Origin of the sequence: Vibrio sp. MMH1-50 (assembly GCF_022347645.1) — a bacterium.
Lineage (GTDB): Bacteria > Pseudomonadota > Gammaproteobacteria > Enterobacterales > Vibrionaceae > Vibrio > Vibrio harveyi.
In genome coordinates this window covers 71,132-95,072 of the sequence record NZ_JAKRGG010000010.1, presented here as the reverse complement: position 1 = coordinate 95,072, position 23,941 = coordinate 71,132, and the positions used below count along the sequence as shown (strand labels likewise).

Genomic DNA, 23,941 nt, shown 5'->3' with positions numbered 1-23,941 from the left:
CTTGTGACCCGCTATTCGGGCGGTAGATACTCAACGTGAATATGCGAGGAGTAGAGTGACAAGTGTGTTGAACTCAACGTGTCTTACGCCAATGCTGCACCTGACGTTCAACAATCTACTCACATTGCTTGGGGATAAATGATTGGTAATGAACAAAATGTAACCAAACCTTCCTTAGCAGCTGTGAACTATAGCAGTGCAGGTGGATATCAGCAATCTGCTTTAGCGCAAACGATGGAAAATTTGGCGCTAAATTCAATTTTTGTAATTTATAACTGGCTGTTTCATAAGCACTTGAGTCTTGCAAACTGAGAAAGACACAAATCAAAACGAGAAGTTGATAAAGACTTTTAATAATCTAAACAAAAGCTTGGCGAGTTTTAGAACAATTTATGACAACGAGTGTTTCTTTTGCAGCAAGAATAATGTGAAGTCACACAGATTTGGGTTTACAATACCGCGCATGAGCGAAATAAGAACAAAAGTCCAGTTCGTTGATATCGACGAAGATATGGCAGGTCAACGCATTGATAATTTTTTGCGTAACCAATTAAAAGATATCCCTAAGAGCATGATTTACCGAATCGTGCGTAAGGGGGAAGTGCGCGTCAACAAAAAGCGTATTAAAGCCGAGTACAAACTCAAGGCTGGCGATCTCGTACGTATTCCACCAGTAACGGTAGAGAAAAAAGAGGACGACGTTGCGCCAAGCACTAAGTTGAACAAAGTAGCAGAGCTAGAACATATGATCATTTTTGAAGACGATCATATGCTGATTCTAAATAAGCCCTCTGGTACAGCTGTGCATGGTGGCAGTGGTCTTAAATTTGGTGCTATCGAGGCACTTCGTGCGTTACGTCCGCAAGCTCGCTTCCTTGAACTTGTTCATCGTATCGACCGCGATACTTCTGGTATTTTATTGGTGGCTAAGAAGCGTTCAGCATTGCGCCATCTGCAAGCGCAATTTCGCGAAAAGACCGTGAAGAAGTTCTACTTTGCCCTTGTGATGGGGGAGTGGAAAAGCAGCTGTAAGGTCGTGAATGCGCCGCTACTTAAAAACGAAGTGAATAGCATCGTGCGTGTGAACCCAAATGGGAAGCCGTCAGAAACTCGATTCAAGATTCTGGAAAAGTTTGACCAAGCAACGCTTATCCAAGCTAGCCCAATTACCGGTCGTACTCACCAAATTCGTGTGCATACTCAATACACGGGTCACCCAATTGCATGGGATGATCGCTACGGCGACCGTCGCTTCGATGCTTACACTGGGCAAGTGGGCTTAGACCGTTTGTTCCTTCATGCAGCGAACATCAAGTTCCAACACCCATCGAATGATGAGTGGATGGAAATCAATGCGCCGATGGAAGCGAGATTAGAGAAAGTACTCGCGGGTCTGCGTAAGAAGTAGAGGTGAGAGCGGGCTTCACCCTATGGGATAGCAAGACTGCTTCGCTTCGAAAGATGAGAAAAGAGATCCCCAACTCGCTCGTTCCTCACTCTTGAGGATGACGCGCTGCGACTTCTGAATCTAAGTGGGTAATTCTTATTTTTAGAGGAATGGGCTGACACAGCGTCTTTCCCGAGAGCGACGAAAGAGCATTGTCGGGAATCTCTATCTTAGATATAGAGTGATTAGTTTGACGCTGTGATTTTAATCTTCTCGCACTGGCATTTAAAAAAGGGTTGGCGCTTTCTCATGCCAACCCTTTAACGTTTATTAACTATCAATACCTATTACACAATATCTTTTACATAGTACTTTTTACAAAACCTCAAACCCTTGCTTTTGTAGCATGTCGATCAAGTCAATGAGAGGCAGACCTACTAGCGTATTCGGATCTTTGCCGGCTAATTTGTTGAAAAGACAAATTCCCATTCCTTCGCTTTTAAAGCTGCCAGCGCAATAAAATGGTTCTTCTCTGTCGACGTATCGTTCAATCTGTTCAAGCGTCAAATCTCTAAAATGAACTTCGAAGGTGTCGAAGCCGACTTCAGTGTGATTCGTGGCAGTATTATGTACCGCAAGCCCAGTATAAAAAGTGATGGTTTTACCGCTTTGAGCCAATAATTGCTTGATGGCATTCTCTCGGTCTAATGGTTTGCCGACTATCTTGTCGTCAATAACACAAACTTGATCGCTCCCGATCACCAAGCTGTCTTGGTCGGTATCGCAAGACGTCGCTTTTCCAATCGCAAGCCTTTGTACCAAATCTAAAGGCGTTTCGTTAGGGAAGGGGGTCTCATCGCATTGCGGAGATAAACAAGTAAACGGTACTGATAGCTTTTCCAGCAGTTGTTTACGAAAAGGGGAAGTTGAGGCTAAAACCAGTTGGTAATTTTTCATTTTGAATTACAATTCACGCGAGCATTTCCAATAGGATAATCGATCAAAATTGATTCTGGCTAATGCTCTATATGTTAAGCGTAAAAAAGTACAACTTTTTTGCCTTTTTCTTTGACTAATTTTGATTTGGAAGATAATATTCGCGCCCTATGCAAAAGGTAAAAATACCGCGAACGGTTGATCCAGCAAAGTCCGCACAGAAACGATTAGATTACGATGGCATCATCCAAGCTAGTCTTTTCAAGCGCTTAGCGGAAACAACTGAAGGCGTAAAACGCGACGCAGAAGTCTCATTGTCATTTGATATTGATGAACAGCGACTTGTTGTTATCTCTGGTAAAGCTAACATCGAAGTTGATTTAGAGTGTCAGCGTTGTAATGAGGTATTCACACACATGTGTGAAGTTGAATTCCTTTACACTCCTTACTACGGTGAGAAGACGGAAGAGGAAGCACCAGAAATTTATGATTTGGTAGATCTAAATGAGTACGGTGAATTAGACCTTATACAACTGGTTGAAGACGAGTTCATCTTAACATTACCTCAAATCGCAATGCACGATGATGCGGATTGTAGCGTTGACTCAAATAACATGGTTTTTGGTGAAATTCCTGAAGAAATTGAGGAAGAAAAACCGAATCCATTCGACGTTTTGAAAAATCTGAAAAAGTAACTGGTGTGGTAGCCGCTTCTTCTTTAGGTTTTTAACCCAATAGTATAGGAGTAGGGTCAATGGCCGTACAGAAAAACCGTAAAACTCGTTCTAAGCGCGGTATGCGTCGTTCACACGATGCGCTAACTACAGCTGCACTATCTGTAGACGCGACTTCTGGTGAAACTCACCTACGCCACAACGTAACTGCTGAAGGTTACTACCGTGGTCAAAAGGTTATCAACAAGTAAGGTTGAACCTTTGCAAAGTATTACCGTTGCACTTGATGCAATGGGCGGGGATTTCGGTCCACGCGTAACAGTGCCTGCCGCCGTGCAGGCACTGTCTCATTTCCCAGAGCTAAAAGTGATTCTTATAGGTGATCAATCTCTGATCACGTCTCAATTATCTCAACTTGGTACCTCTACCAGTTCTCGTTTGAGCATTCTTCATAGCGAGAAAGTGATTTCTAATTCAGAAAAACCGTCTTTGGCCCTTCGCAATAGCCAAAATAGCTCTATGCGTATGGCGATTGATCTGGTTTCTGAAAATGAAGCTGATGCTTGTGTGAGTGGTGGTAACACCGGCGCATTGATGGCGCTGTCACGTTTTATTCTTAAGCTGCTTCCTGGTATTGAGCGTCCTGCTTTAGTTTCTGCGTTACCGACCATCAGTGGAAAACGCACCTGGATGTTAGATTTGGGAGCAAATGTGTCGTGCGATGCCGACAGTTTATTCCAGTTTGCCGTGATGGGCAGTGCATTAGCAGAAGAACACCTAGGTCGACCTCCTCGTGTTGCGGTGCTGAACATTGGCGCAGAAGAAATCAAAGGTAACGATTTAGTCAAACGCTGTGCAGAGATGCTTTCTCAAACCGACGCCATCAACTTTGTCGGTTATATTGAAGGTAATCAAATTTTGCATGACGTAGCCGATGTCATTGTTTGTGATGGCTTTGTCGGTAACGTATGCTTAAAAGCCAGCGAGGGAACAGCTCAACTCTTCATCGAAAAACTAAAAACCAGCATGATGGAATCGACGATTAAGGGTTGGATTGCTAGAAAGTTGTTTTCTCGGCTATTTAATGAACTAAAAACACTGAACCCCGACCAGTATAACGGCGCAAGTTTGCTAGGATTGCGCGGCATTGTCATAAAAAGCCATGGAAGTGCGGATGTATCTGCGATTGTCAATGCACTTGGCGAGGCAGTACACGAGGTCAAACGACAAGTACCAAGCCGTATTAGCGATCGTTTGGAAGCGGTTTTACTCGAGAGGCATTATTAGTCTTCATGTATAGCAAAATTTTAGGTACTGGCAGCTACCTGCCATCTCAGGTGCGTACTAACGCAGACCTAGAGAAAATGGTAGATACAAGTGACGAGTGGATCGTAGCTCGCACGGGTATTAAAGAGCGTCGAATTGCAGCAGAAGATGAAACTGTTGCGGACATGGCATTCTACGCAGCTGAAAACGCTATCGATATGGCCGGCATTGATAAAAATGATATCGACCTAATTATCGTTGCTACCACGAGCAGTAGCCATACTTTCCCTTCATCTGCGTGTCAGGTGCAGGCAAAGCTTGGCATTAAAGGTTGTCCTGCTTTCGACTTAGCCGCTGCTTGTTCAGGCTTTGTATACGCAATGTCTGTAGCTGACCAACACATTAAATCAGGTATGTGTAAAAACGTACTTGTGATTGGTGCTGACGCATTATCGAAAACGTGTGATCCGACTGACCGCTCAACTATCATCTTATTTGGTGATGCGGCAGGCGCGGTGGTAATTGGTGCGAGCGAAGAACCTGGCATCATTTCGACACACGTATATTCAGATGGTCAATTTGGTGATCTTCTGAGCCTTCCTGTACCTGAGCGTGGTAAAGATGCAGATAAATGGCTGCACATGGCGGGTAACGAAGTTTTCAAAGTGGCAGTAACTCAGCTTTCGAAGTTAGTGAAAGACACGCTTGAAGCAAACGATATGCACAAGTCTGAACTAGACTGGTTGGTTCCGCACCAAGCCAACTACCGCATTATTTCAGCGACAGCGAAAAAGCTTTCGATGTCACTAGACCAAGTCGTGATCACACTTGATAAACACGGCAACACATCAGCAGCAACCGTGCCAACAGCACTGGATGAGGCGGTACGTGATGGTCGTATTAAACGTGGTCAAACTCTACTTCTTGAAGCGTTTGGCGGCGGATTCACTTGGGGTTCTGCCCTGGTGAAATTCTAAGTTTCACAAGATTCAAAATTTAAGATGCGCTACGGTGCATCTTATTTCTTTTTACTTTGCTTAAAGGAAAACAACATGAGCAAGTTTGCTATCGTATTTCCAGGTCAAGGTTCACAAGCAGTTGGTATGCTTGCTGATCTAGGCGAACAATATGACGTAGTAAAACAAACATTTGCAGAAGCATCTGACGCACTAGGTTACGACCTATGGGCGCTTGTTCAAAATGGACCTGCAGAAGATCTAAACCAAACTTTCCGTACTCAACCAGCTTTGCTAGCGTCATCTGTTGCTATCTGGCGTGTATGGCAAGAGCTTGGTCTTGAGCAACCAGCAAACCTAGCGGGTCACAGCCTAGGTGAGTACTCAGCGCTTGTGTGTGCTGGCGTGATTGACTTTAAAGAAGCAATCAAACTGGTTGAGCTACGTGGTCAACTGATGCAAGAAGCGGTACCTGCGGGTACAGGTGCAATGTACGCGATTATCGGTCTAGATGACGAAGCAATTGCAAAAGCTTGTGAAGAAGCAGCACAAGGTGAAGTCGTTTCTCCAGTAAACTTCAACTCACCTGGTCAAGTTGTTATCGCAGGTAGTAAAGACGCGGTAGAACGTGCTGGTGCACTATGTAAAGAAGCAGGTGCTAAGCGTGCACTTCCTCTTCCTGTTTCAGTGCCTTCACACTGCGCACTAATGAAACCTGCAGCAGAGAAACTAGCTGTCGCGCTAGAATCTATCGAATTCAACGCACCACAGCTTCCGGTTATCAACAACGTTGACGTGGTGGCTGAAACTGATCCTGCAAAAATCAAAGACGCACTTGTTCGTCAACTTCACAGCCCAGTTCGTTGGACTGAGAGCGTGCAGCTAATGAACGAGCAAGGTGTAGAAAATCTTCTTGAGCTTGGTCCTGGCAAAGTTCTGACAGGTCTGACTAAACGTATCGTGAAAACACTAAGCGCAGCAGCAGTTAACGACGTAGCGTCGCTAGAAGCCGCTAAGTAATCTGTTCACGATAAGAAAAGGAAAACACAACATGATGAATCTAGAAGGTAAGATCGCTCTAGTGACAGGCGCAAGCCGTGGCATTGGTCGTGCGATTGCTGAACTTCTTGTTGAACGCGGTGCAACGGTAATCGGTACTGCGACTTCTGAAGGCGGCGCAGCGGCGATCAGCGAGTACCTAGGTGAAAACGGTAAAGGTCTAGCACTTAACGTAACTGACGTTGAGTCTATCGAAGCAACACTAAAAAACATCAATGATGAGTTTGGTGCAATCGATATTCTAGTAAACAACGCTGGTATCACGCGCGATAACTTGCTAATGCGTATGAAAGATGACGAGTGGAACGACATCATCAATACAAACCTAACGCCAATCTACCGCATGTCTAAAGCGGTTCTACGTGGCATGATGAAAAAACGCGCTGGTCGCATCATCAACGTAGGTTCTGTTGTTGGTACTATGGGTAACGCTGGTCAAACAAACTATGCAGCAGCAAAAGCGGGTGTGATTGGTTTCACTAAATCAATGGCTCGTGAAGTGGCTTCTCGTGGTGTAACAGTGAACACGGTTGCTCCAGGTTTCATCGAAACTGACATGACTAAGGCGCTAAATGACGACCAACGTGCAGCAACGTTGTCGAACGTGCCAGCAGGTCGTCTAGGTGACCCTCGTGAAATTGCATCAGCAGTTGTATTCCTAGCTTCACCTGAAGCGGCTTACATTACTGGTGAAACTTTGCATGTAAATGGTGGCATGTACATGGTTTAATGCACAGTTCGTGCAAAATAAGCTATTTTACTTTATGAAAAATAGCCTATAGTTGCTGTTAACTGTCATTAAGTTGTCATGCTCATGCGCAAGATTTGTGCATGATTTAAGTCAAAAATGTATTGAAATTCGGTTAAATTCGCTAATTTTGTGGTTTGACCAGCAAGGACCCCCTTGCAAACTTCAATAGTTCGAATAAACTACGGAATCATCGCATTAGGCGAAATCTGTAAAGGAAAAGAAAAATGAGCAACATCGAAGAACGCGTAAAGAAAATCATTGTTGAACAGCTAGGTGTAGACGAAGCAGAAGTTAAAAACGAAGCTTCTTTCGTTGACGATCTAGGTGCTGATTCTCTAGACACTGTAGAGCTAGTAATGGCTCTAGAAGAGGAATTCGACACTGAGATTCCTGATGAAGAAGCAGAGAAAATCACTACTGTTCAAGCTGCAATCGACTACGTAAACAGCGCTCAGTAATTATCTCTCCCAGGCGGTCTCCTAGACCGCCTGTGTTCTTTCTAACTTCTTCTATCCTCTCATAGAAACATTCAATTCCCGGAGAATTATATCGTGTCCAAGCGTCGTGTAGTTGTCACTGGCATGGGTATGTTGTCACCGGTAGGCAACACAGTAGAATCATCTTGGAAAGCCCTGCTAGAAGGTCAAAGCGGTATCGTAAACATCGAGCACTTCGATGCAACGAACTTCTCGACTCGTTTTGCTGGTCTTGTAAAAGATTTTGATTGCACAGAGTACATGTCTAAGAAAGATGCTCGTAAAATGGATTTGTTTATCCAGTACGGCATTGCTGCGGGTATCCAAGCATTGGATGACTCTGGCTTAGAAATTACCGAAGAAAACGCGGCTCGAGTTGGTGTAGCAATCGGCTCAGGCATTGGCGGTCTAGACCTAATCGAAGCAGGTCACTCAGCGCTAGTTGAGAAAGGTCCTCGCAAAGTTAGCCCATTTTTTGTTCCTTCGACCATCGTAAACATGGTTGCGGGTAACCTATCTATCATGCGTGGTCTTCGTGGTCCTAACATCGCGATCTCTACTGCATGTACTACAGGTCTTCACAACATCGGTCACGCGGCTCGTATGATTGCATACGGTGATGCGGAAGCTATGGTTGCTGGTGGTGCAGAAAAAGCATCTACGCCACTTGGTATGGCAGGCTTCGGCGCTGCAAAAGCACTATCGACTCGTAACGATGAACCGCAAAAAGCATCACGTCCTTGGGATAAAGGTCGTGACGGCTTCGTTCTAGGTGACGGTGCGGGCGTGATGGTTCTTGAAGAGTACGAACACGCAAAAGCGCGCGGTGCTAAGATCTACGCAGAGCTTGTTGGCTTCGGTATGTCTGGTGACGCTTACCACATGACTTCTCCAAGTGAAGATGGCTCTGGTGGCGCACTGGCAATGGAAGCGGCGATGCGTGACGCAAACATCACAGGTACTCAAGTTGGTTACGTGAACGCTCACGGTACATCAACACCAGCAGGTGATGTGGCTGAAATCAAGGGTGTGAAACGCGCACTTGGTGAAGAAGGCTCTAAGCAGGTTCTTGTCTCTTCTACTAAATCTATGACTGGTCACCTTTTAGGTGCAGCAGGCTCAGTAGAAGCAATCATCACGGTTCTTTCATTGGTAGATCAAATTGTTCCACCAACGATTAACCTAGATGATCCAGAAGAAGGTTTAGATATCGACCTTGTGCCGCATACTGCGCGCAAAGTTGATATGGAATACGCAATCTGTAACTCGTTCGGCTTCGGCGGTACTAACGGTTCGCTTGTATTCAAAAAAATCGCTGAGTAAAAGTCTCTAACACAGTTTTAGAGTAGCGATACTTGTATTCTAACGGCTCGATGCTTAGCATTGAGCCGTTTTGTTTTATTTGTCGATCAGAAAGCAAGGGTATCTGAATGTTCTGGGTAAATGGACTGCCACAAACACATGTTCCACTCGGTGACCGCTCTTTCCAATATGGTGATGGCTGTTTCTCTACCATCAAAACCAAGAAAGGGCAGTTGGAGCATTGGCAAGCGCATGTTGAACGTATGGAAGCATGCTTAACGACATTACAAATCCCTTTTCCTGATTGGCGTACGGTCTTGGATTGGGCGATGTCGGCAACTTTAAAAGATGAATCTGCCGGAATCAAAATTCATATTAGCCGCGGTTGTGGTGGTCGAGGGTATAGTCCTAGCGGTGTCGAAGGTCCGGTTGTCACTATCTCGAATTTTACATTCCCTGCTCACTACCTTGCTTGGCAAGAGCGTGGCGTGCAATTAGGTGTTTGTGAAACCCGACTTGGAATCCAGCCATTACTTGCCGGACATAAGCACAATAACCGTATAGAGCAGGTGCTCGCAAAGGCAGAAATTGATGGTACTGAATTTGCTGATGCTGTGACGTTAGATGTGCAAAATCATGTCATTGAAACTACAATGGCAAATCTTTTTTGGGTTAAAGATGAAAAGGTGTTCACACCCGGTTTGTGTTTATCCGGTGTGGCTGGCGTGATGCGCCGTAAGGTTTTGGAATATCTCCAAAGCGAAGGTTACTCAGTGCAGGTAGCCGATTTCACACTGACAGATTTGCTCGATGCAGATGAGGTGTGGATGTGTAATTCACTATTGGGTGTAGCACCGGTTTCCGGTATTTCAGCACCAGAGAACAAGATTGACTTTCCAATTGGGAAATTGACTCGACGACTTCAAGGGAATCTAAATACGTGATTAAAAAACTGTTTGCTTTTGTTGTACTGATTGCCGTTATTGGTGCAGCAAGTGTTTTTTACGTTGTTTCACAGACTAAGCAATACGTTAACTCGCCAATTCTTATTGAGCAGCCTCAGCTGTTTACCGTTGAAAATGGCACCAGCTTTCACCGAGTAATGCGTGACTTGGCGAAAGATAACATCATCGAAGCTTCAGACTACACTCGTTTAATGCCTCATCTCTATCCTGAGCTTCTTCAGGTGCGAGCAGGCACTTACCAACTAGAACCTAACACCTCTCTATATGACACGTTGGAACAACTAAACACAGGTAAAGAACATCAGTTTGCGATTACCTTTGTGGAAGGCAGTCGCTTTTCTGAGTGGGTTGAGCAGTTAAGTGCAGCGCCTTATGTCAAACATGATTTGACCGGATTATCGGAAAAGCAGATGGCTGAAAAGCTGGGGATAGAGCGCGAAAAGCTTGAAGGCTTATTCCTTGCCGAAACCTATCACTACACAGCTGGTACAAGTGAGAGTCAGATCTTAGAGCGTGCTCATAGTAAGCTGAACAAGATTTTGGATGCTAAGTGGGAAGAGCGCCAAGAGAAACTGCCACTAAAAGACAAATACGAAGCGCTGATTCTTGCTTCTATCATTGAAAAAGAGACGGCGATAGACTCGGAGCGTGAGCGTGTCGCATCTGTATTTGTGAATCGTCTTAACAAACGTATGCGTTTACAAACAGACCCTACAGTTATCTACGGTATGGGAGATGCCTATGATGGTAATATCCGTAAGAAAGATTTGCGTACTCCTACACCATACAACACATACACAATCAATGGTTTGCCACCAACGCCGATTGCCATGGCGGGTGAAGCTTCGATTGAAGCCGCGTTAAACCCTGAAAACAGTAACTATCTATATTTCGTAGCAAGTGGGAAGGGCGGACATGTATTTTCGAAATCACTTGCTGAGCACAACCGTGCTGTACGTGCCTATTTAAGAGAACTAAGAAAGAACAAATGATGAAAGCAAACTTTATTGTCGTTGAGGGCCTAGAAGGCGCGGGTAAAAGTACTGCAATTAAAACGGTTTTGGATACGCTGAAAGCTGCAGGTATTGAAAATATCGTTAATACTCGTGAGCCCGGTGGAACCCCTCTCGCTGAAAAGATGCGTGCATTGGTTAAAGAAGAGCACGAAGGCGAAGATTTGAAAGATATGACGGAGCTGCTTTTACTCTACGCAGCTCGTGTCCAGCTAGTGGAAAATGTAATCAAGCCAGCACTTGCAAACAATCAATGGGTGGTGGGTGACCGCCATGACTTGTCTTCTCAAGCTTACCAAGGTGGTGGTCGTCAAATCGATGCGTCGCTGATGAAAAACTTACGCGACACTACGCTTGGTGAGTTCAAACCTGCTTTTACGTTGTACATGGATATCGATCCTCGTGTTGGTCTTGAGCGTGCTCGTGGTCGCGGTGAGCTAGATCGAATTGAGAAAATGGACATCAGCTTCTTTGAACGCACTCGTGAGCGTTACCTAGAGTTGGCTAATGCAGATGACTCTATCGTAGTTATCAATGCAGAGCAGTCGATTGACGAAGTGGCACATGATATCAGAGCTGCACTAAATGCATGGCTTGCAGCTCAGTAAGCTGAGGGTAGATTGAGGTGATTCATGTTAAATGACTTTCCATGGTTACAGCCCGTTTGGGATAACCTCAAAATCAGTTTGGATTCAGAGCGAGTTCCTGGAGCTTTGTTACTACAAAGTGAGAAAGGACTGGCAGTTGAAAAACTGGTTGAACTCTTCAGCCACTCTCTTTTGTGCCAAAACTACACCAGTGAGGCGTGTGGTTTTTGCCACAGTTGTCAGCTAACTCAATCTAATAGTCATCCAGACTTACATTGGGTTAAGCCGGAAAAAGAAGGCAAATCAATTACGGTTGATCAGATCCGCGCTTGTAATCGTCTTGCTCATGAATCATCACAGCTAAATGGATATCGCGTGTTCATTATTGAACCTGCGGAAGCAATGAACGAGTCTGCGTCCAATGCGTTGTTGAAAACACTAGAAGAACCAGGGCAGAAGTGTTTGTTCTTGCTTGTTACACAGAACCATGAGCGATTACTGCCAACGATTCAAAGTCGCTGTCAGCAATGGGTCGTGGCTACGCCTTCAACAAAGCAAGCTATGAGCTGGATGAGTGAGCAAGGGGCTTCTCAAGTGCCCCCTTATGCGCTTAAGTTGAATATGGGTTCACCAATAAATACGCTGGAAGCAGCAAAAAGTGGTGAGCTGGATGAGTATCAAGCGTTTGAGCGCTGCTTGATTGAGACTTTGTCTTCGCCTTTGTCAGATGTGTTTCAGTGCGCGACGTTAATGGCTAAGAATCCAGACAAAGCGTTAGACTGGGCGTGGTATTTGTTGACCGATGCTCAGAAAGCGCAATTTGGTGTTACGGAAGTGGATCTGCTTCCTGGCGCCGCTCAGTTTCAGCCCGGTAGATATAACGGTCTGTATCAAGCGGCCCAAAAGCTGCTTGAATTGAAAGCTCAACGACAAACCTTTCCAGGCTTAAACCTTGAGCTACTATCTATGAATTGGTTAATTGAATCACGAGAGGCATTATGTTCGTAGATTCGCACTGTCATCTAGACAAATTGAATTACGATGACCTTCATATTAATGTTGAAGACGTTATCAACAAAGCTAAGCAAGCTAATGTTACTGAGTTATTGTCCGTTGGTGTGACTTTGGACTCTTTCCCTAAAATGCTCGAAATGATCACACCTTACAATAACGTTCACGCGTCTTGTGGTGTTCATCCTCTTGATGTTGAAAGTGCCTTTTCGATGGATATCTTACGAGAGTACGCGTCCCATGAAAAAGTTGTGGCGATCGGTGAAACGGGGCTGGATTACCATTACAAACCAGAGACCGCCGCACTGCAGAAAGAGCGTTTTGAGCAGCAAGTTGACCTAGCGGTAGAATTAAACAAACCACTGATTATTCATACTCGTAATGCACGTGAAGATACATTAGAAATTCTACGCAATGGCGGAGCCGAAAAATGTGGTGGCGTCATACACTGTTTTACTGAAGATCTGCCTTTTGCAGAAGCTGCACTCGATTTAGGGTTTTACATCTCAATTTCAGGTATCGTGACTTTCCGCCAAGCGACGGAATTGAAGGATGTTGTGAAAGCCCTACCTCTTGAAAAGTTGCTTATTGAGACGGATTCTCCGTATCTTGCCCCTGTTCCACATCGTGGAAAAGAGAACCAACCAGCCTATGTTGTCGAAGTTGCTGCCTATATTGCACAGTTGAAAGAGTGTGCCTTGTCTGAAGTTGGGCAAAAAACCAGCGAAAATTTCCGAAATCTTTTTTTGCGATGAAAAATCAATAGGCAGATTAAAAAAGGGGCTTTTGCCCCTTTTTTGTTGATAAATGCACCAAAAAGATCATTTAGTTTAATGTTTACTAAATTTGTTGATTTAACCGCATCCAAATCCCTCAAATGTAATTTTGTTACTAAAAATAACATCGACCTTTATTTTATTTACGCCTTAAAATTAATTATGTAGATAATAAAATCTTTATAAAACAATAACATAAGTTTAATGCAAACCTTTTCATCGACGGTTTTTAGGTGTGATCTGCGGCTTGTTTTGAAACTAAATTTCGTAACTGTGTGGAAAGTTTGAGGGCCATCAATATATATTTAGAGCCGGAAAATATAATGCAACGTGTGGTTACATTTTCATTGGGTGCTAACATTTAGGCTACGGGGGTGTGCCGTTAGTGCCCAAATAATACTTATAATTTATCAGGAGCATAAACATGTTTAAGAACCTTTTTGCAAACCTGCAAAAAGTTGGTAAAGCTCTGATGCTACCAGTATCAGTATTACCAGTCGCAGGTATCCTACTAGGTGTTGGTGCTGCCCACCTAAGCTTTATTCCAGAAGTGGTTTCTAACCTAATGGAACAAGCTGGTGGTTCAGTATTCGGCCAAATGGCACTTCTATTTGCTGTTGGTGTAGCACTAGGCTTCACAAACAACGACGGTGTAGCTGGTCTAGCTGCTATCGTTGGTTACGGCATCATGACAGCAACGCTAGGCGTTATGGCTGGCATTATGGGCGTTGAGAAAATCGACACAGGTGTACTAGGTGGTATCCTTGTCGGTGGTGTTGCTGCTTGGGCATTCAACCGTTTCTTCAAAATCCAACTTCCAGAGTACCTTGGCTTCTTCGCTGGTAAGCGTGCTGTGCCAATCATCACTGGTTTCGCTGCGATCATCCTAGGTGTTGTACTATCTATCGTATGGCCACCAATCGGCGGTGCAATCTCTGCATTCTCTGACTGGGCTGCACACCAAAACCCACAGCTTGCGTTCGGTATCTACGGCGTAGTTGAGCGTTCTCTAATCCCATTCGGTCTACACCACGTATGGAACGTACCATTCTTCTTCGAAGCAGGTACTTGTGTGAACGCTGCTGGTGAAACTCAAAACGGCGTACTAACTTGTTACCTAGTTGCAGATGATGCATCTCGTGCTGCTGGTAATGGCTTCGGTCAGCTAGCGGGTGGTTACATGTTCAAGATGTTTGGTCTACCAGCTGCAGCAATCGCTATTGCTCACTGTGCTAAACCAGAAAACCGCGCGAAAGTAATGGGTATCATGGCGTCAGCTGCACTGACTTCATTCCTAACTGGTATTACTGAGCCAATCGAATTCTCATTCCTATTCGTTGCTCCTGTACTATACGGTATCCACGCTCTACTAGCTGGTTCTGCATACGTTGTTGCTAACACTCTAGGCTTCGTACACGGTACTTCATTCTCACATGGTCTGATCGATTTCCTAGTTCTATCTGGTCACGCTCAGAAGATGGGGCTGATGGTAGCTGTTGGTCTAGTTTACGCTGTAATCTACTACGTAGTATTCCGCACAGTAATCACTGCTCTTGACCTTAAAACTCCAGGTCGTGAAGATGAATCTGAAGAAGCTGTTGCAACTTCTGGTTCTGACATGGCAGGTGAGCTTGTTGCAGCATTCGGCGGCAAAGCAAACATCACTGGTCTAGACGCATGTATCACTCGTCTACGTGTAGCGGTAGCTGATACAGCTGCTGTTGACCAAGACAAGCTAAAACAACTAGGCGCTGCTGGTGTTGTAGTTGTAGCAGGTGGTGTTCAGGCTATCTTCGGTACTAAGTCTGATAACCTAAAAACTGAAATGGATGAGTGGATTCGTAACCACGGCTAATCTCAGTCATTCATAGAAAAGAGGAGGCTTCGGTCTCCTTTTTTTGTGCCTGTTTTTCATGCTGAAACCACGACGACTAACGGCTTATCTTTAATTTAACGTCCCACATCGTGACACAATACGCAGCCTTACAGTTGTAGCGTTTTTCGTACCTCTCCCTTACTCATTGCTGACATACCAAAACTAAATCATGTTTGAATTATGCACGCCGTTTTTTTTAGAGTGATGACGTGTATGAAAAAACAAATAATGCTGGCAGCAGCACTGTTACCTAGTGTAAGTATGGCAGCAAACCAACCGACGAATTTTTCCGTTGGTATGGCAGTGGATCAGCAATTGAGTGTCGTAGTTGAAATCGATGATAAATATCGAGGTATCATCGGTAATGACGGTATGGCATTTGACTATATCGCGAAACGTGGTTCTTTTGAGCAAAATATGCCGCTGACCTGGTATGTAGGTGTTGGTGGTTGGTACGAGTGGGATGATGAATTTGGTTTTCGTGTTCCGCTTGGCGTGAATTGGGATCTTTCAAAAGGATGGGATCTCTATGCGCAAATTCATCCAGAGCTCGATCTGTATAAAGGACCCGATCTTCAAATTGGTGGAGCTCTTGGGGTTAAATACAGCTTTTGAGTTAAAGCAGATACAAAAATGCCGGCATAAACGCCGGCATTATTCTTGATAAAGGATCGGTATTATTGCTGCTTATCCATCGCTCGCTTGATGCACACAGCTGCGCCACCCCAAGTGATGCCAAGACCAATAACCATCATAATAATTGCACTTGTTGTCATTACGCTTTCTCCTTGCTTACCACATTAATCAGTACACCAAACACAAATAGCGCGGCAATCATTGCCCAGCCAAGAGTTAGGTCGTAGCCACCGTAACCTTCTGTTAGAAGGGCATATAGCTTAGTTGCTAGGATAATTGCTAGCATGATTGGAGTAACAAAACGTAGGCAGACTACAAACCATTGACCAATAGAGAAATCTGAACGCTCATTTACATAGTCACGAACTTGTGGCACTTGTTTAAGTAGCCAAGCCATTAAGACGATTTCAACCAGACCGCCAACCATGATGCCGACGTTATTAGCAAAGTGGTCGACAAGGTCAAGTAATAATAGACCTCCGTTTGTTGCAAATGCCATTGAGACAATAAAGCCAATACCAATCACCACGTTTGCCGCTTTTTTACGGCTCCATTTCAGTTTATCGATAACTGCAGATGTTACCGCTTCCATGATTGAGATGTGCGAGCTTAAGCCAGCTACAACGAGAGCAAAGAAGAACAGAGGACCAAGAATATATGGCGCTGGTAACAAATTGATAGCGGCAGGTAGCGTTACGAACGCAAGGCCAACACCAGCAGAGACGACTTCAGTCAGTGGTTTACCTTGCTCTTGAGCCATGTAACCAAGCACTGAGAAGATCATGATACCGGCTAAGATGGAGAAACCACAGTTGATAAGGACAGTCATGAAGGCGTTATTCGTGATGTCTGATTTCTCAGGCAGATAACTGGAATACGCTAGCATGATGGCAAAGCCGATACTTAGGGTAAAGAAGATCTGCCCGTACGCAGCTGCCCACACTTTCACGTCCCAAATCTTACTGAAATCAGGCTCAAACATGTAGTTTACGCCATCTAGTGCCCCAGGAAGGAAAATCATACGACCGATCAAGAACACGACCATGATGAACAAGATTGGCATCATGATTTTTGATGCTCGTTCGATACCCGATTTAACACCACTCACAATGGCCGTGTAGGTGATTGCCCAAGCAATCAGCATGGATACTGCGATCTTCCATTGAATGCTGCCCAAATCCGTTGGTGAGTTATCACCAAGTTTTAGGTATTCACTAAAGAAGAAAGCATTGGTGTCAGAACCCCAACTTTGGGTAAACGACATACCAAAGTAAGAAATTGCCCAGCCAATAACAGCGACGTAGTAAACGGCGATAACCGCAGCTACACCCACTTGGAACCAGCCAAGCCACTCAAACTTGACGTGGATTTTAGCTAATGTTTTCGGAGCAGAACCACGGTATTTTTGACCCATACTGAATTCCAGGATCATAAATGGAATACCAGCAGTAATCATGGCGAAAAGGTAAGGAATAAAAAAGGCACCACCACCGTTCTCATAAGCCATATAAGGGAAACGCCAGATGTTACCCAGACCGATGGCTGAACCGACTGCAGCTAAGATGAATCCCGCACGGGATCCCCATTGTTCTCGCTTCATATTTGACTCCTGTACAACTCCCTAAGGAATGAAGCTCTTCTTGGCAGGTGTAAATCCCAGCAGAATAAAGGGCAACTGTTATCCGTCAGTTTTCTATCCTAAATTCGGTATTATTGTTGCTTTCTGGTTTTTTACTTTGTTTTGCCAATGAAGAATCAGAATTAAATGCTTTAAATTTTGATGTGTGTTTACAAAAGCTGAAATATTCTTCTGCTTTCTGTCTTCAGACTAACTTTTTACATTATTTATCGCAATAGATTCTAAATGTTAACGGCGAGATTTTATCTGGTTTAAATATTGTTAAATCGTGATTTGCTAGGTTATCTGATCAGTGAGGTGGGGTTATTTTCAGAGTATATGACTGTCTTATTGATGTGATCTTGGTCAAATAAACTCTTTTTGATTATTAGGGCGTATCTCTGCGTTCGATACACCCTATAGACGATTTGGCGTCAAAACGATTCTTTAGAAGTGAAAGCCGTTAGAAGCGGAAGCTAAAGCCAATATTGGATTGAAATTGGTTCATCCAGTCGGTTTCAAACTTGATTACACAAGAAGAACCATCAGTAGGAAGCACGCATGCTCCTGAGGTGTCGTTGTCAACAACGGTACCTAACCAACGAACTTGAGCGGTCAATGCAAAGTTTTTAGAAAATGTGTACTCAAGTCCTGCGAAAGCACTAGCTGAGAAACCGTATTTGTCATCCACCCAATCAGCATCAGCATATGAAGCACCTAATCCAAGACCAACATAACTTTGCCAACCTGTCGCCACTGGATAGTAGATGCTGCTTTGAAACTGCAGGTAATGGATGTCTGCTGAGTTGTTCACATCTTGTAGTTCAGAAGACTGATTCGAATAGAACAAACCTAAGCGACCCATTTCAAAAGGAGTCTCTACCGATAAAGCGTAGTTAATTGAAGGGTCAAGATCGTAGGTGCGATTGTTTTCATCTTCTACTTTGCCTCCTCCCGTGAAGCCAATGTAGGGAGTGACGATAACGTTTGCTTGAGCTGCCATAGAACAGCCCAATAATACACTCCCAACTAGCCAGCCAATTTTATTGTTCATTTGCTATCTCCTTATTATGACTAAGCTAATTGTGATGCCTTAGTCAAAATCGTGCGACTAAATTAGGCAATTCTTGAACATAATTCACACTGGTGTTATTAATTTGTTACAACAAAAGGAGGTGTCTATGGAACACGATCTAAAATCAGCCCTACTCATCGTCGTTACGGTATTCGCAGTTTTACTCTCTTTTGGCATCATTGCGATTACGACGGCTTAAACTAACGGCATTACGCCTATGATACGCAACAGCGGTATTATCACTGATAGCCATGCTGAGCTCGACATTCAAGTGTATGAGCAGTTTAGAAATGGCAAAACTGCCCTTGTCGCACAAGGAGGAGGGCAGAGAGGGATTTTTACCGCTGGTGTGCTAGACGCATTTCTTCTCTCTAATTTCGACCCATTCGACGAATTCTATGGTACGTCTGCCGGAGCGCTTAACCTTTGTGCTTTCCTTTGCCGTCAGCATGGTATGGGTAAAGCCTTTATAACCGATCTGACCACGGCTCCCGAATTCTTCCATCTGATCCGCTACATTCGTAAAAAACAGTACTTAGGTTTGGAGTGGGCGCTCGAACGTATTCAAGATTACCCTTATAAACTCGATCTGGATCTTGGTCGCTCTACGCTAGGCCAAAGAGGAGCGTTTGCTGCGGTCACTAACGTCGATACGCTCTCAGACCACTACTTACCAATACTCGGTGGTGATTGGCTCAATACGATGGTGGCTACATGTGCTATTCCAAAACTGTATCAAGGTGCTGTAAATGTAAACGGGCAGCATTTTGTTGATGGCGGCGTTTCTGCATCGATTCCCGTTCAAGAAGCGTGGCGTAAAAATGCACGAAATATCATAGTGATCCGCACTGAGCCTTTCTCTGAATCGGAAGCCAAAGCGCAAAGTGAGCTTGGTGAAGAAGGGATCAAATGGTACCGAGAGTCCATAAACTCGGTTCAAGAATCTTGGCAAGATAAGGTCCATCAATGGAAGGAAGATTGGAGCAATTTCTTGCAGCAAAAAATTAACGCAGCACATCAATCTAAATTGTCTGGCAGAAAGTTATTAAATGGTGGGCGTTGGCTATTTGGAGCCGATAACCTCTATCGTTTGAGCCATTTGATTGGTGAGAATTTTGATTCTGGATTAGCAGACATGTTGATGATCCACTATCAAACCTTTGAGTTGACGCAAGCTTTCCTTAGCGCACCGCCTGACGATACTTTTATTTTGCAATTGGCGCCGAAAGAGGAGCTGCAATCCTCATCTCTTTTAAGTGACCCTGAAGCTCTTGAGCATGATTATCAGCTTGGTTTGCAAACCGGTTTTAACCTGATTCAGCTTTACGACAAATTAAATATGGAAGGTCGAGAGACAGCCTAGATAATAAAAAGGGCACCATTTCGGTGCCCTTGCTTATCAAGTGTTGAACTTATGCTGACAGGATTCGCATGCAGTTGGTTGAACCAACCACGTCCATAACATCACCTTGAGTGATGATCACCAAATCCCCTTCATCCAATAAGCCTTGTTCTTTTAACGTCACAATTGCATCGTGCGCGGTAGTTAGACCTGCGCCACCTTTTGAGTCAAAGTACACCGGAGTTACCCCACGATAAAGCGCAGCACGATTCAGTGTCGATTCGTTGCGTGATAACGCAAAAATAGGCAGACCTGAACTCAAACGAGACATCATGAGCGCAGTGCGACCAGATTCGGTCAAGGCAATCATCGCTTTTACGCCTTCCATGTGGTTAGCTGCGTACATAGTGGACATTGCGATGGTTTCTTCTGCGGTTGCAAAGGTGCGATCCAAGCGATACGTCGACAAGCTTGCTTCAGCCATCTTCTCTGCGCCCATACATACTTCTGCCATGGACTTGACAGTTTCTACTGGGAATTGGCCCGCCGCCGTTTCTCCAGAAAGCATTACTGCATCTGTACCATCTAGCACGGCATTGGCAACGTCCATGACCTCTGCTCGGGTTGGCATCGGTGCCGCAATCATAGACTCCATCATTTGAGTCGCAGTAATCACGATGCGGTTTAAGCTGCGAGCACGACGGATGAGTTTTTTCTGCACGCCAACAAGCTCTGGATCACCAATTTCTACACCCAAGTCGCCGCGAGCAACCATCACTACATCGGACGCAAGAATAATGTCATCAATCGACTCGCTGGTGGCTACCGTTTCTGCTCGTTCAACTTTGGCAACGAGTTTTGCTTCTAGACCTGCATCTCTTGCCAAACGGCGAGCATAGTGCATATCTTCGCCATTACGAGGGAAAGAAATCGCAAGGTAATCGACTTTGATTTTAGCGGCAGTGAGAATGTCCGCTTTGTCTTTCTCTGTTAATGCATCGGCAGATAAACCGCCACCTTTCTTGTTGATACCTTTGTTATTAGACAGAGGGCCACCAACGGTGACGCGTGTATGAACTTTATTTCCTTCGACACTGGTGACTTGCAGTTGAACACGTCCATCGTCAAGGAGCAGGATATCGTTAGGTGAAACGTCTTGCGGTAGCTCTTTGTAATCCAAACCAACGGACTCTTGGTTTCCCTCACCTTTTGGTAAATCGCTGTCTAGTGTGAATTTGTTACCGACATCAAGATGAATTTTGCCATCTTTGAAGGTGGATACGCGGATTTTTGGACCTTGTAAATCACCAAGAATGGCAACTTGACGTCCTAGTTTTGCCGCAATAGCACGGACTTTTTGCGCGCGTTGAATATGATCGTCACTGGTACCGTGAGAGAAGTTCATACGGACGACATTTGCTCCAGCTTTGATGATCTCTTCAAGGACATTGTCTTTATCTGTTGAAGGGCCAAGCGTTGTAACAATTTTGGTTCTTCTTAATATGGAAGTCATAGATTCTCCGAAGAATGCAGGTGTAGGACTAGATAACTCGAATTCTATTCTCGCTAAGTATATGCACAGTATGCGCGGATTGTTGGCATTTAGGTCAAAGTGCTGAAAAAACATCAACACACAGGTGTTGTGACCTAATTTGATGAATAAAATAAGTTATTTTTCAAACAATTTAACAGGAGTCGATTTCTAGTTATTTGATTGAATACACAAACAAACATGTTTATACGTGATGCTTGTCACGGGGATTTATCAATTCACTTCACAATTACTTCGCAAAGTAAAAAAATTATCCCGTTATAGAATTTCGGAGTGCAAGATGTACATGGCTCAACCGGGCCATATTGATCATATCAAACAGGTCAATGCTGGTCGTGTATACAAACTAATTGACCTAAAGGGTCCAATATCTCGAATCGATTTATCCAAGCAAAGTGAGCTTGCGCCTGCGAGTATCACTAAGATCACTCGAGAATTGATTGAAGCCCACCTGATCCATGAAACAACGGTACAGGAAGCAACCAGTCGCGGTCGTCCTGCGGTGGGGTTACAGGTCAATAATGAAGGTTGGCAATTCTTGTCGATGCGTTTAGGTCGAGGCTACTTGACGATTGCACTGCACGAGCTTGGCGGTGACGTTCTTATCGATACCAAAATCGATATCCACGAACGTGACCAAGATGATGTGCTGGAACGTTTACTCTACGAAATTGATGAATTCTTCCAAACCTACGCCGATCAACTTGATCGTGTTACCAGTATTGCGATTACTCTGCCCGGTCTAGTGAACTCAGAGCAGGGTATCGTGTTGCAAATGCCGCATTACAATGTTGAGAACCTAGCGTTAGGTCCTGAAATATACAAAGCAACAGGCTTACCGGTTTTTATTGCCAACGATACGCGTGCATGGGCACTAGCAGAGAAACTGTTTGGTCATTCACAAGACAACGACAACTCGGTTCTTATCTCTATTCACCACGGCTTAGGCGCAGGTATTATCTTGGATGGTCGAGTGCTACAAGGTCGACACGGTAACATCGGTGAACTCGGTCATATCCAAATCGATCCGAATGGCAAGCGTTGCCATTGCGGCAATATTGGTTGCCTTGAAACCGTTGCCAGCTCACAAGCGATTCGAGAAGAGGTTGTGACTCGTATTGCTCAAGGTGAAGCTTCAGTTCTTGCTGAACAAGAAGAAATGAGCATTGAAAGTATCTGTGAGGCGGCTGCAAATGGCGACCCTCTGGCTGTTGATGTTATCGAGAAGCTTGGTCGTTACTTAGGCTCTGCTATTGCGATTGTTATTAACCTATTTAACCCAGAAAAGATCTTAATTGGTGGGGTGATCAACCAAGCGAAAGAGGTGCTTTATCCTGCTGTTCGTCGTTGTATTGAAGAACAAAGTTTGCCGGTTTACCACCAAGACCTTGAACTGGTGGAGTCTCGTTTCTATAAACAAGCGACCATGCCGGGAGCGGCTTTGATTAAGCAAGCACTGTACGACGGTCAGTTGTTGATGAAGGTGATTGAAGGTTAATTTTTCTGACATCAGAATAGGGCATTTACAGAGGGTGAACAGGAAGGTTCGCCCTTTTTTGATCATATGAGCAGAGAAAACTCGAATCTGAGCGCTGCTTCATTGCTATATCAATAGCATTAATGTAATTTTCGTAAGTATTGTAGAACACTCATAAAAAAGTATTACTTTGTTGTTCCAACACAGTTTTCTATAAAGAGTGAAAGGTAGTCGTTCAAAGTTAGGTAGTGGTATGTCCGGAGTGTTAAATACGGTTGATCAGCGTACAAATCTAGTAGGTGAAAACCGACTAGAGCTTTTGCTGTTCACGCTAAATAGTCGCCAGTTATTTGCGATTAACGTTTTTAAAGTGAAAGAGGTGATCAAACTGCCTCCGCTTACTAAGCTGCCAGGTTCTCACTATAACATTCGTGGTGTGGCATCTTTGCGTGGCGAAGCTGTGCCTGTGATTGATTTACGTTGCTCGATCGGTTTCCCTCCATTGCGTGGTGAAGTTGAAGAAGAGAACTTGATCATCACCGAGTACAACCGTTCTATTCAAGGTTTCCTTGTAGGACCGGTTCGCAACATCATCAATACTGCATGGACTGAGATTCAGCCGCCACCATCTACATCAGGACGCTCTAACTACCTAACTGCTATCACCCAAGTGAAAGATGGTGATTCATCTCAAATCGTTGAAATTATTGATGTAGAAAAAGTACTGGCTGAAATCGTTCATTATGACGTGACCATCTCTGACGGCATACTAGATCGAGAACTGGCTCAAGCAATGATTGGACAAAATGTCCTCATTGTTGATGATTCATCAACCGCGCGTAATCAGGTAAGAGACACCTTATCTCAGCTTGGTTTGAACATCATCGAATGTCGCGACGGTTTAGAAGCATTAACGGTTCTTAAACGTTGGTGTGATGAAGGCAAAGACATCGAAAAAGAACTGCTGATGATGATTACGGATGCGGAAATGCCAGAGATGGACGGGTATAGGCTGACTCATGAAGTGCGTTCTGATTCTAGAATGTCCAAGTTGTTTATCACCTTGAACACATCTTTAAGTGGTAGCTTCAACGAAGCCATGGTGCAAAAAGTGGGGTGTGATCGCTTTATTTCTAAGTTCCAGCCTGATCTTTTGGTTGAAGTTGCACAAGACAGAATGCGTCAAGTTTTATATACGTAGAATTA

At 44.3% G+C, this 23,941-nt stretch carries 26 protein-coding genes; 21 read left to right on the top strand and 5 right to left on the bottom strand.

From position 1 onward, the window contains the following. The first annotated feature begins 138 nt into the window (after positions 1-138). Both MHO32_RS10260 and rluC read left to right on the top strand, forming a co-directional pair. Positions 139-312: a hypothetical protein gene (locus tag MHO32_RS10260; protein ID WP_017189381.1), complete on the top strand. Its 174-nt coding sequence runs from the start codon at positions 139-141 to the stop codon at positions 310-312. A 151-nt stretch (positions 313-463) separates the two neighbouring features. Next, complete coding sequence (gene rluC, locus MHO32_RS10255; RefSeq protein WP_005444789.1) at positions 464-1,408, top strand: 23S rRNA pseudouridine(955/2504/2580) synthase RluC; 945 nt, start codon at positions 464-466, stop codon at positions 1,406-1,408. Between the two features lie 354 nt (positions 1,409-1,762). On the opposite strand, the gene MHO32_RS10250 is transcribed toward rluC, so the two are convergent. Beyond that, positions 1,763-2,344 carry a Maf family protein gene (locus MHO32_RS10250; RefSeq protein ID WP_005444793.1) on the bottom strand — a complete coding sequence of 194 codons (582 nt, stop codon included), beginning with the start codon at positions 2,342-2,344 and terminating at the stop codon, positions 1,763-1,765. Positions 2,345-2,493: 149 nt separating this feature from the next. Here MHO32_RS10250 and yceD point away from each other — a divergent pair, with 149 nt between their 5' ends. The 15 genes from yceD (at position 2,494) to MHO32_RS10175 (ending at position 15,650) form a co-directional block, all read left to right on the top strand. Next, positions 2,494-3,018 carry a 23S rRNA accumulation protein YceD gene (yceD, locus tag MHO32_RS10245; protein WP_005444794.1) on the top strand — a complete coding sequence of 175 codons (525 nt, stop codon included), beginning with the start codon at positions 2,494-2,496 and terminating at the stop codon, positions 3,016-3,018. Between the two features lie 59 nt (positions 3,019-3,077). Next, on the top strand, positions 3,078-3,248 hold the full coding sequence (rpmF, locus tag MHO32_RS10240; protein ID WP_005396978.1) for a 50S ribosomal protein L32: 171 nt from the start codon (positions 3,078-3,080) through the stop codon (positions 3,246-3,248). A 10-nt stretch (positions 3,249-3,258) separates the two neighbouring features. Then, entirely contained in the window at positions 3,259-4,284 is a 1,026-nt protein-coding gene (gene plsX, locus MHO32_RS10235) for a phosphate acyltransferase PlsX (RefSeq protein ID WP_005444797.1), read from the top strand. A gap of 5 nt (positions 4,285-4,289) precedes the next feature. After that, the gene (locus MHO32_RS10230; protein ID WP_005444799.1) at positions 4,290-5,240 is read left to right on the top strand and encodes a beta-ketoacyl-ACP synthase III; all 951 of its coding nucleotides are present in this window, start codon (positions 4,290-4,292) and stop codon (positions 5,238-5,240) included. A 75-nt stretch (positions 5,241-5,315) separates the two neighbouring features. Beyond that, a complete protein-coding gene (fabD, locus tag MHO32_RS10225; RefSeq protein ID WP_017189384.1) occupies positions 5,316-6,239 on the top strand; it encodes an ACP S-malonyltransferase in 924 nt (307 codons plus the stop codon). A gap of 34 nt (positions 6,240-6,273) precedes the next feature. Then, positions 6,274-7,008, top strand: a complete 735-nt coding sequence (fabG, locus tag MHO32_RS10220) for a 3-oxoacyl-ACP reductase FabG (protein WP_026000247.1) — start codon at positions 6,274-6,276, stop codon at positions 7,006-7,008. 245 nt (positions 7,009-7,253) lie between these two features. After that, the gene (acpP, locus tag MHO32_RS10215) at positions 7,254-7,487 is read left to right on the top strand and encodes an acyl carrier protein (protein ID WP_004406112.1); all 234 of its coding nucleotides are present in this window, start codon (positions 7,254-7,256) and stop codon (positions 7,485-7,487) included. A gap of 93 nt (positions 7,488-7,580) precedes the next feature. Beyond that, a complete protein-coding gene (gene fabF / locus MHO32_RS10210; protein WP_005444811.1) occupies positions 7,581-8,828 on the top strand; it encodes a beta-ketoacyl-ACP synthase II in 1,248 nt (415 codons plus the stop codon). A gap of 107 nt (positions 8,829-8,935) precedes the next feature. Next, positions 8,936-9,751 carry an aminodeoxychorismate lyase gene (gene pabC, locus MHO32_RS10205; RefSeq protein ID WP_239211662.1) on the top strand — a complete coding sequence of 272 codons (816 nt, stop codon included), beginning with the start codon at positions 8,936-8,938 and terminating at the stop codon, positions 9,749-9,751. Beyond that, positions 9,748-10,764 carry an endolytic transglycosylase MltG gene (gene mltG / locus MHO32_RS10200; protein WP_239211628.1) on the top strand — a complete coding sequence of 339 codons (1,017 nt, stop codon included), beginning with the start codon at positions 9,748-9,750 and terminating at the stop codon, positions 10,762-10,764. The genes pabC and mltG overlap by 4 nt, the downstream gene beginning before the upstream one ends. After that, positions 10,761-11,393: a dTMP kinase gene (tmk, locus tag MHO32_RS10195; RefSeq protein ID WP_033001763.1), complete on the top strand. Its 633-nt coding sequence runs from the start codon at positions 10,761-10,763 to the stop codon at positions 11,391-11,393. The genes mltG and tmk overlap by 4 nt, the downstream gene beginning before the upstream one ends. Before the next feature lie 24 nt (positions 11,394-11,417). Continuing rightward, entirely contained in the window at positions 11,418-12,380 is a 963-nt protein-coding gene (locus tag MHO32_RS10190; protein ID WP_017189388.1) for a DNA polymerase III subunit delta', read from the top strand. Continuing rightward, positions 12,371-13,138, top strand: a complete 768-nt coding sequence (locus MHO32_RS10185) for a TatD family hydrolase (protein ID WP_009698484.1) — start codon at positions 12,371-12,373, stop codon at positions 13,136-13,138. The genes MHO32_RS10190 and MHO32_RS10185 overlap by 10 nt, the downstream gene beginning before the upstream one ends. Before the next feature lie 445 nt (positions 13,139-13,583). After that, positions 13,584-15,014 (top strand): PTS glucose transporter subunit IIBC, encoded by a 1,431-nt coding sequence (gene ptsG, locus MHO32_RS10180; protein ID WP_005439576.1) that lies wholly within the window; start codon positions 13,584-13,586, stop codon positions 15,012-15,014. Positions 15,015-15,248: 234 nt separating this feature from the next. Further along, entirely contained in the window at positions 15,249-15,650 is a 402-nt protein-coding gene (locus tag MHO32_RS10175) for a hypothetical protein (protein ID WP_005444828.1), read from the top strand. A 62-nt stretch (positions 15,651-15,712) separates the two neighbouring features. Here MHO32_RS10175 and MHO32_RS10170 read toward each other — a convergent pair whose 3' ends face one another. The 3 genes from MHO32_RS10170 to MHO32_RS10160 form a co-directional block, all read right to left on the bottom strand. Beyond that, a complete protein-coding gene (locus tag MHO32_RS10170; RefSeq protein WP_005444829.1) occupies positions 15,713-15,811 on the bottom strand; it encodes a MetS family NSS transporter small subunit in 99 nt (32 codons plus the stop codon). Next, complete coding sequence (locus MHO32_RS10165; protein ID WP_038897692.1) at positions 15,811-17,271, bottom strand: sodium-dependent transporter; 1,461 nt, start codon at positions 17,269-17,271, stop codon at positions 15,811-15,813. The genes MHO32_RS10170 and MHO32_RS10165 overlap by 1 nt, the downstream gene beginning before the upstream one ends. A 481-nt stretch (positions 17,272-17,752) precedes the next feature. Beyond that, a complete protein-coding gene (locus MHO32_RS10160) occupies positions 17,753-18,343 on the bottom strand; it encodes an outer membrane protein (RefSeq protein ID WP_017817853.1) in 591 nt (196 codons plus the stop codon). 127 nt (positions 18,344-18,470) lie between these two features. On the opposite strand from MHO32_RS10160, the gene cydH reads away from it, so the two are divergent. Next, complete coding sequence (gene cydH, locus MHO32_RS10155) at positions 18,471-18,563, top strand: cytochrome bd-I oxidase subunit CydH (RefSeq protein ID WP_005444835.1); 93 nt, start codon at positions 18,471-18,473, stop codon at positions 18,561-18,563. 18 nt (positions 18,564-18,581) lie between these two features. Beyond that, entirely contained in the window at positions 18,582-19,727 is a 1,146-nt protein-coding gene (locus MHO32_RS10150; RefSeq protein WP_050934180.1) for a patatin-like phospholipase family protein, read from the top strand. Positions 19,728-19,776: 49 nt separating this feature from the next. Here MHO32_RS10150 and pyk read toward each other — a convergent pair whose 3' ends face one another. Beyond that, the gene (pyk, locus tag MHO32_RS10145; protein ID WP_061065242.1) at positions 19,777-21,219 is read right to left on the bottom strand and encodes a pyruvate kinase; all 1,443 of its coding nucleotides are present in this window, start codon (positions 21,217-21,219) and stop codon (positions 19,777-19,779) included. 319 nt (positions 21,220-21,538) lie between these two features. Between pyk and mlc the strand changes: the two genes are divergently transcribed. Both mlc and MHO32_RS10135 read left to right on the top strand, forming a co-directional pair. Further along, entirely contained in the window at positions 21,539-22,756 is a 1,218-nt protein-coding gene (gene mlc, locus MHO32_RS10140) for a sugar metabolism global transcriptional regulator Mlc (protein WP_005444840.1), read from the top strand. Positions 22,757-22,988: 232 nt separating this feature from the next. Then, a complete protein-coding gene (locus tag MHO32_RS10135) occupies positions 22,989-23,936 on the top strand; it encodes a chemotaxis protein CheV (RefSeq protein ID WP_005444843.1) in 948 nt (315 codons plus the stop codon). Positions 23,937-23,941: the final 5 nt, after the last annotated feature.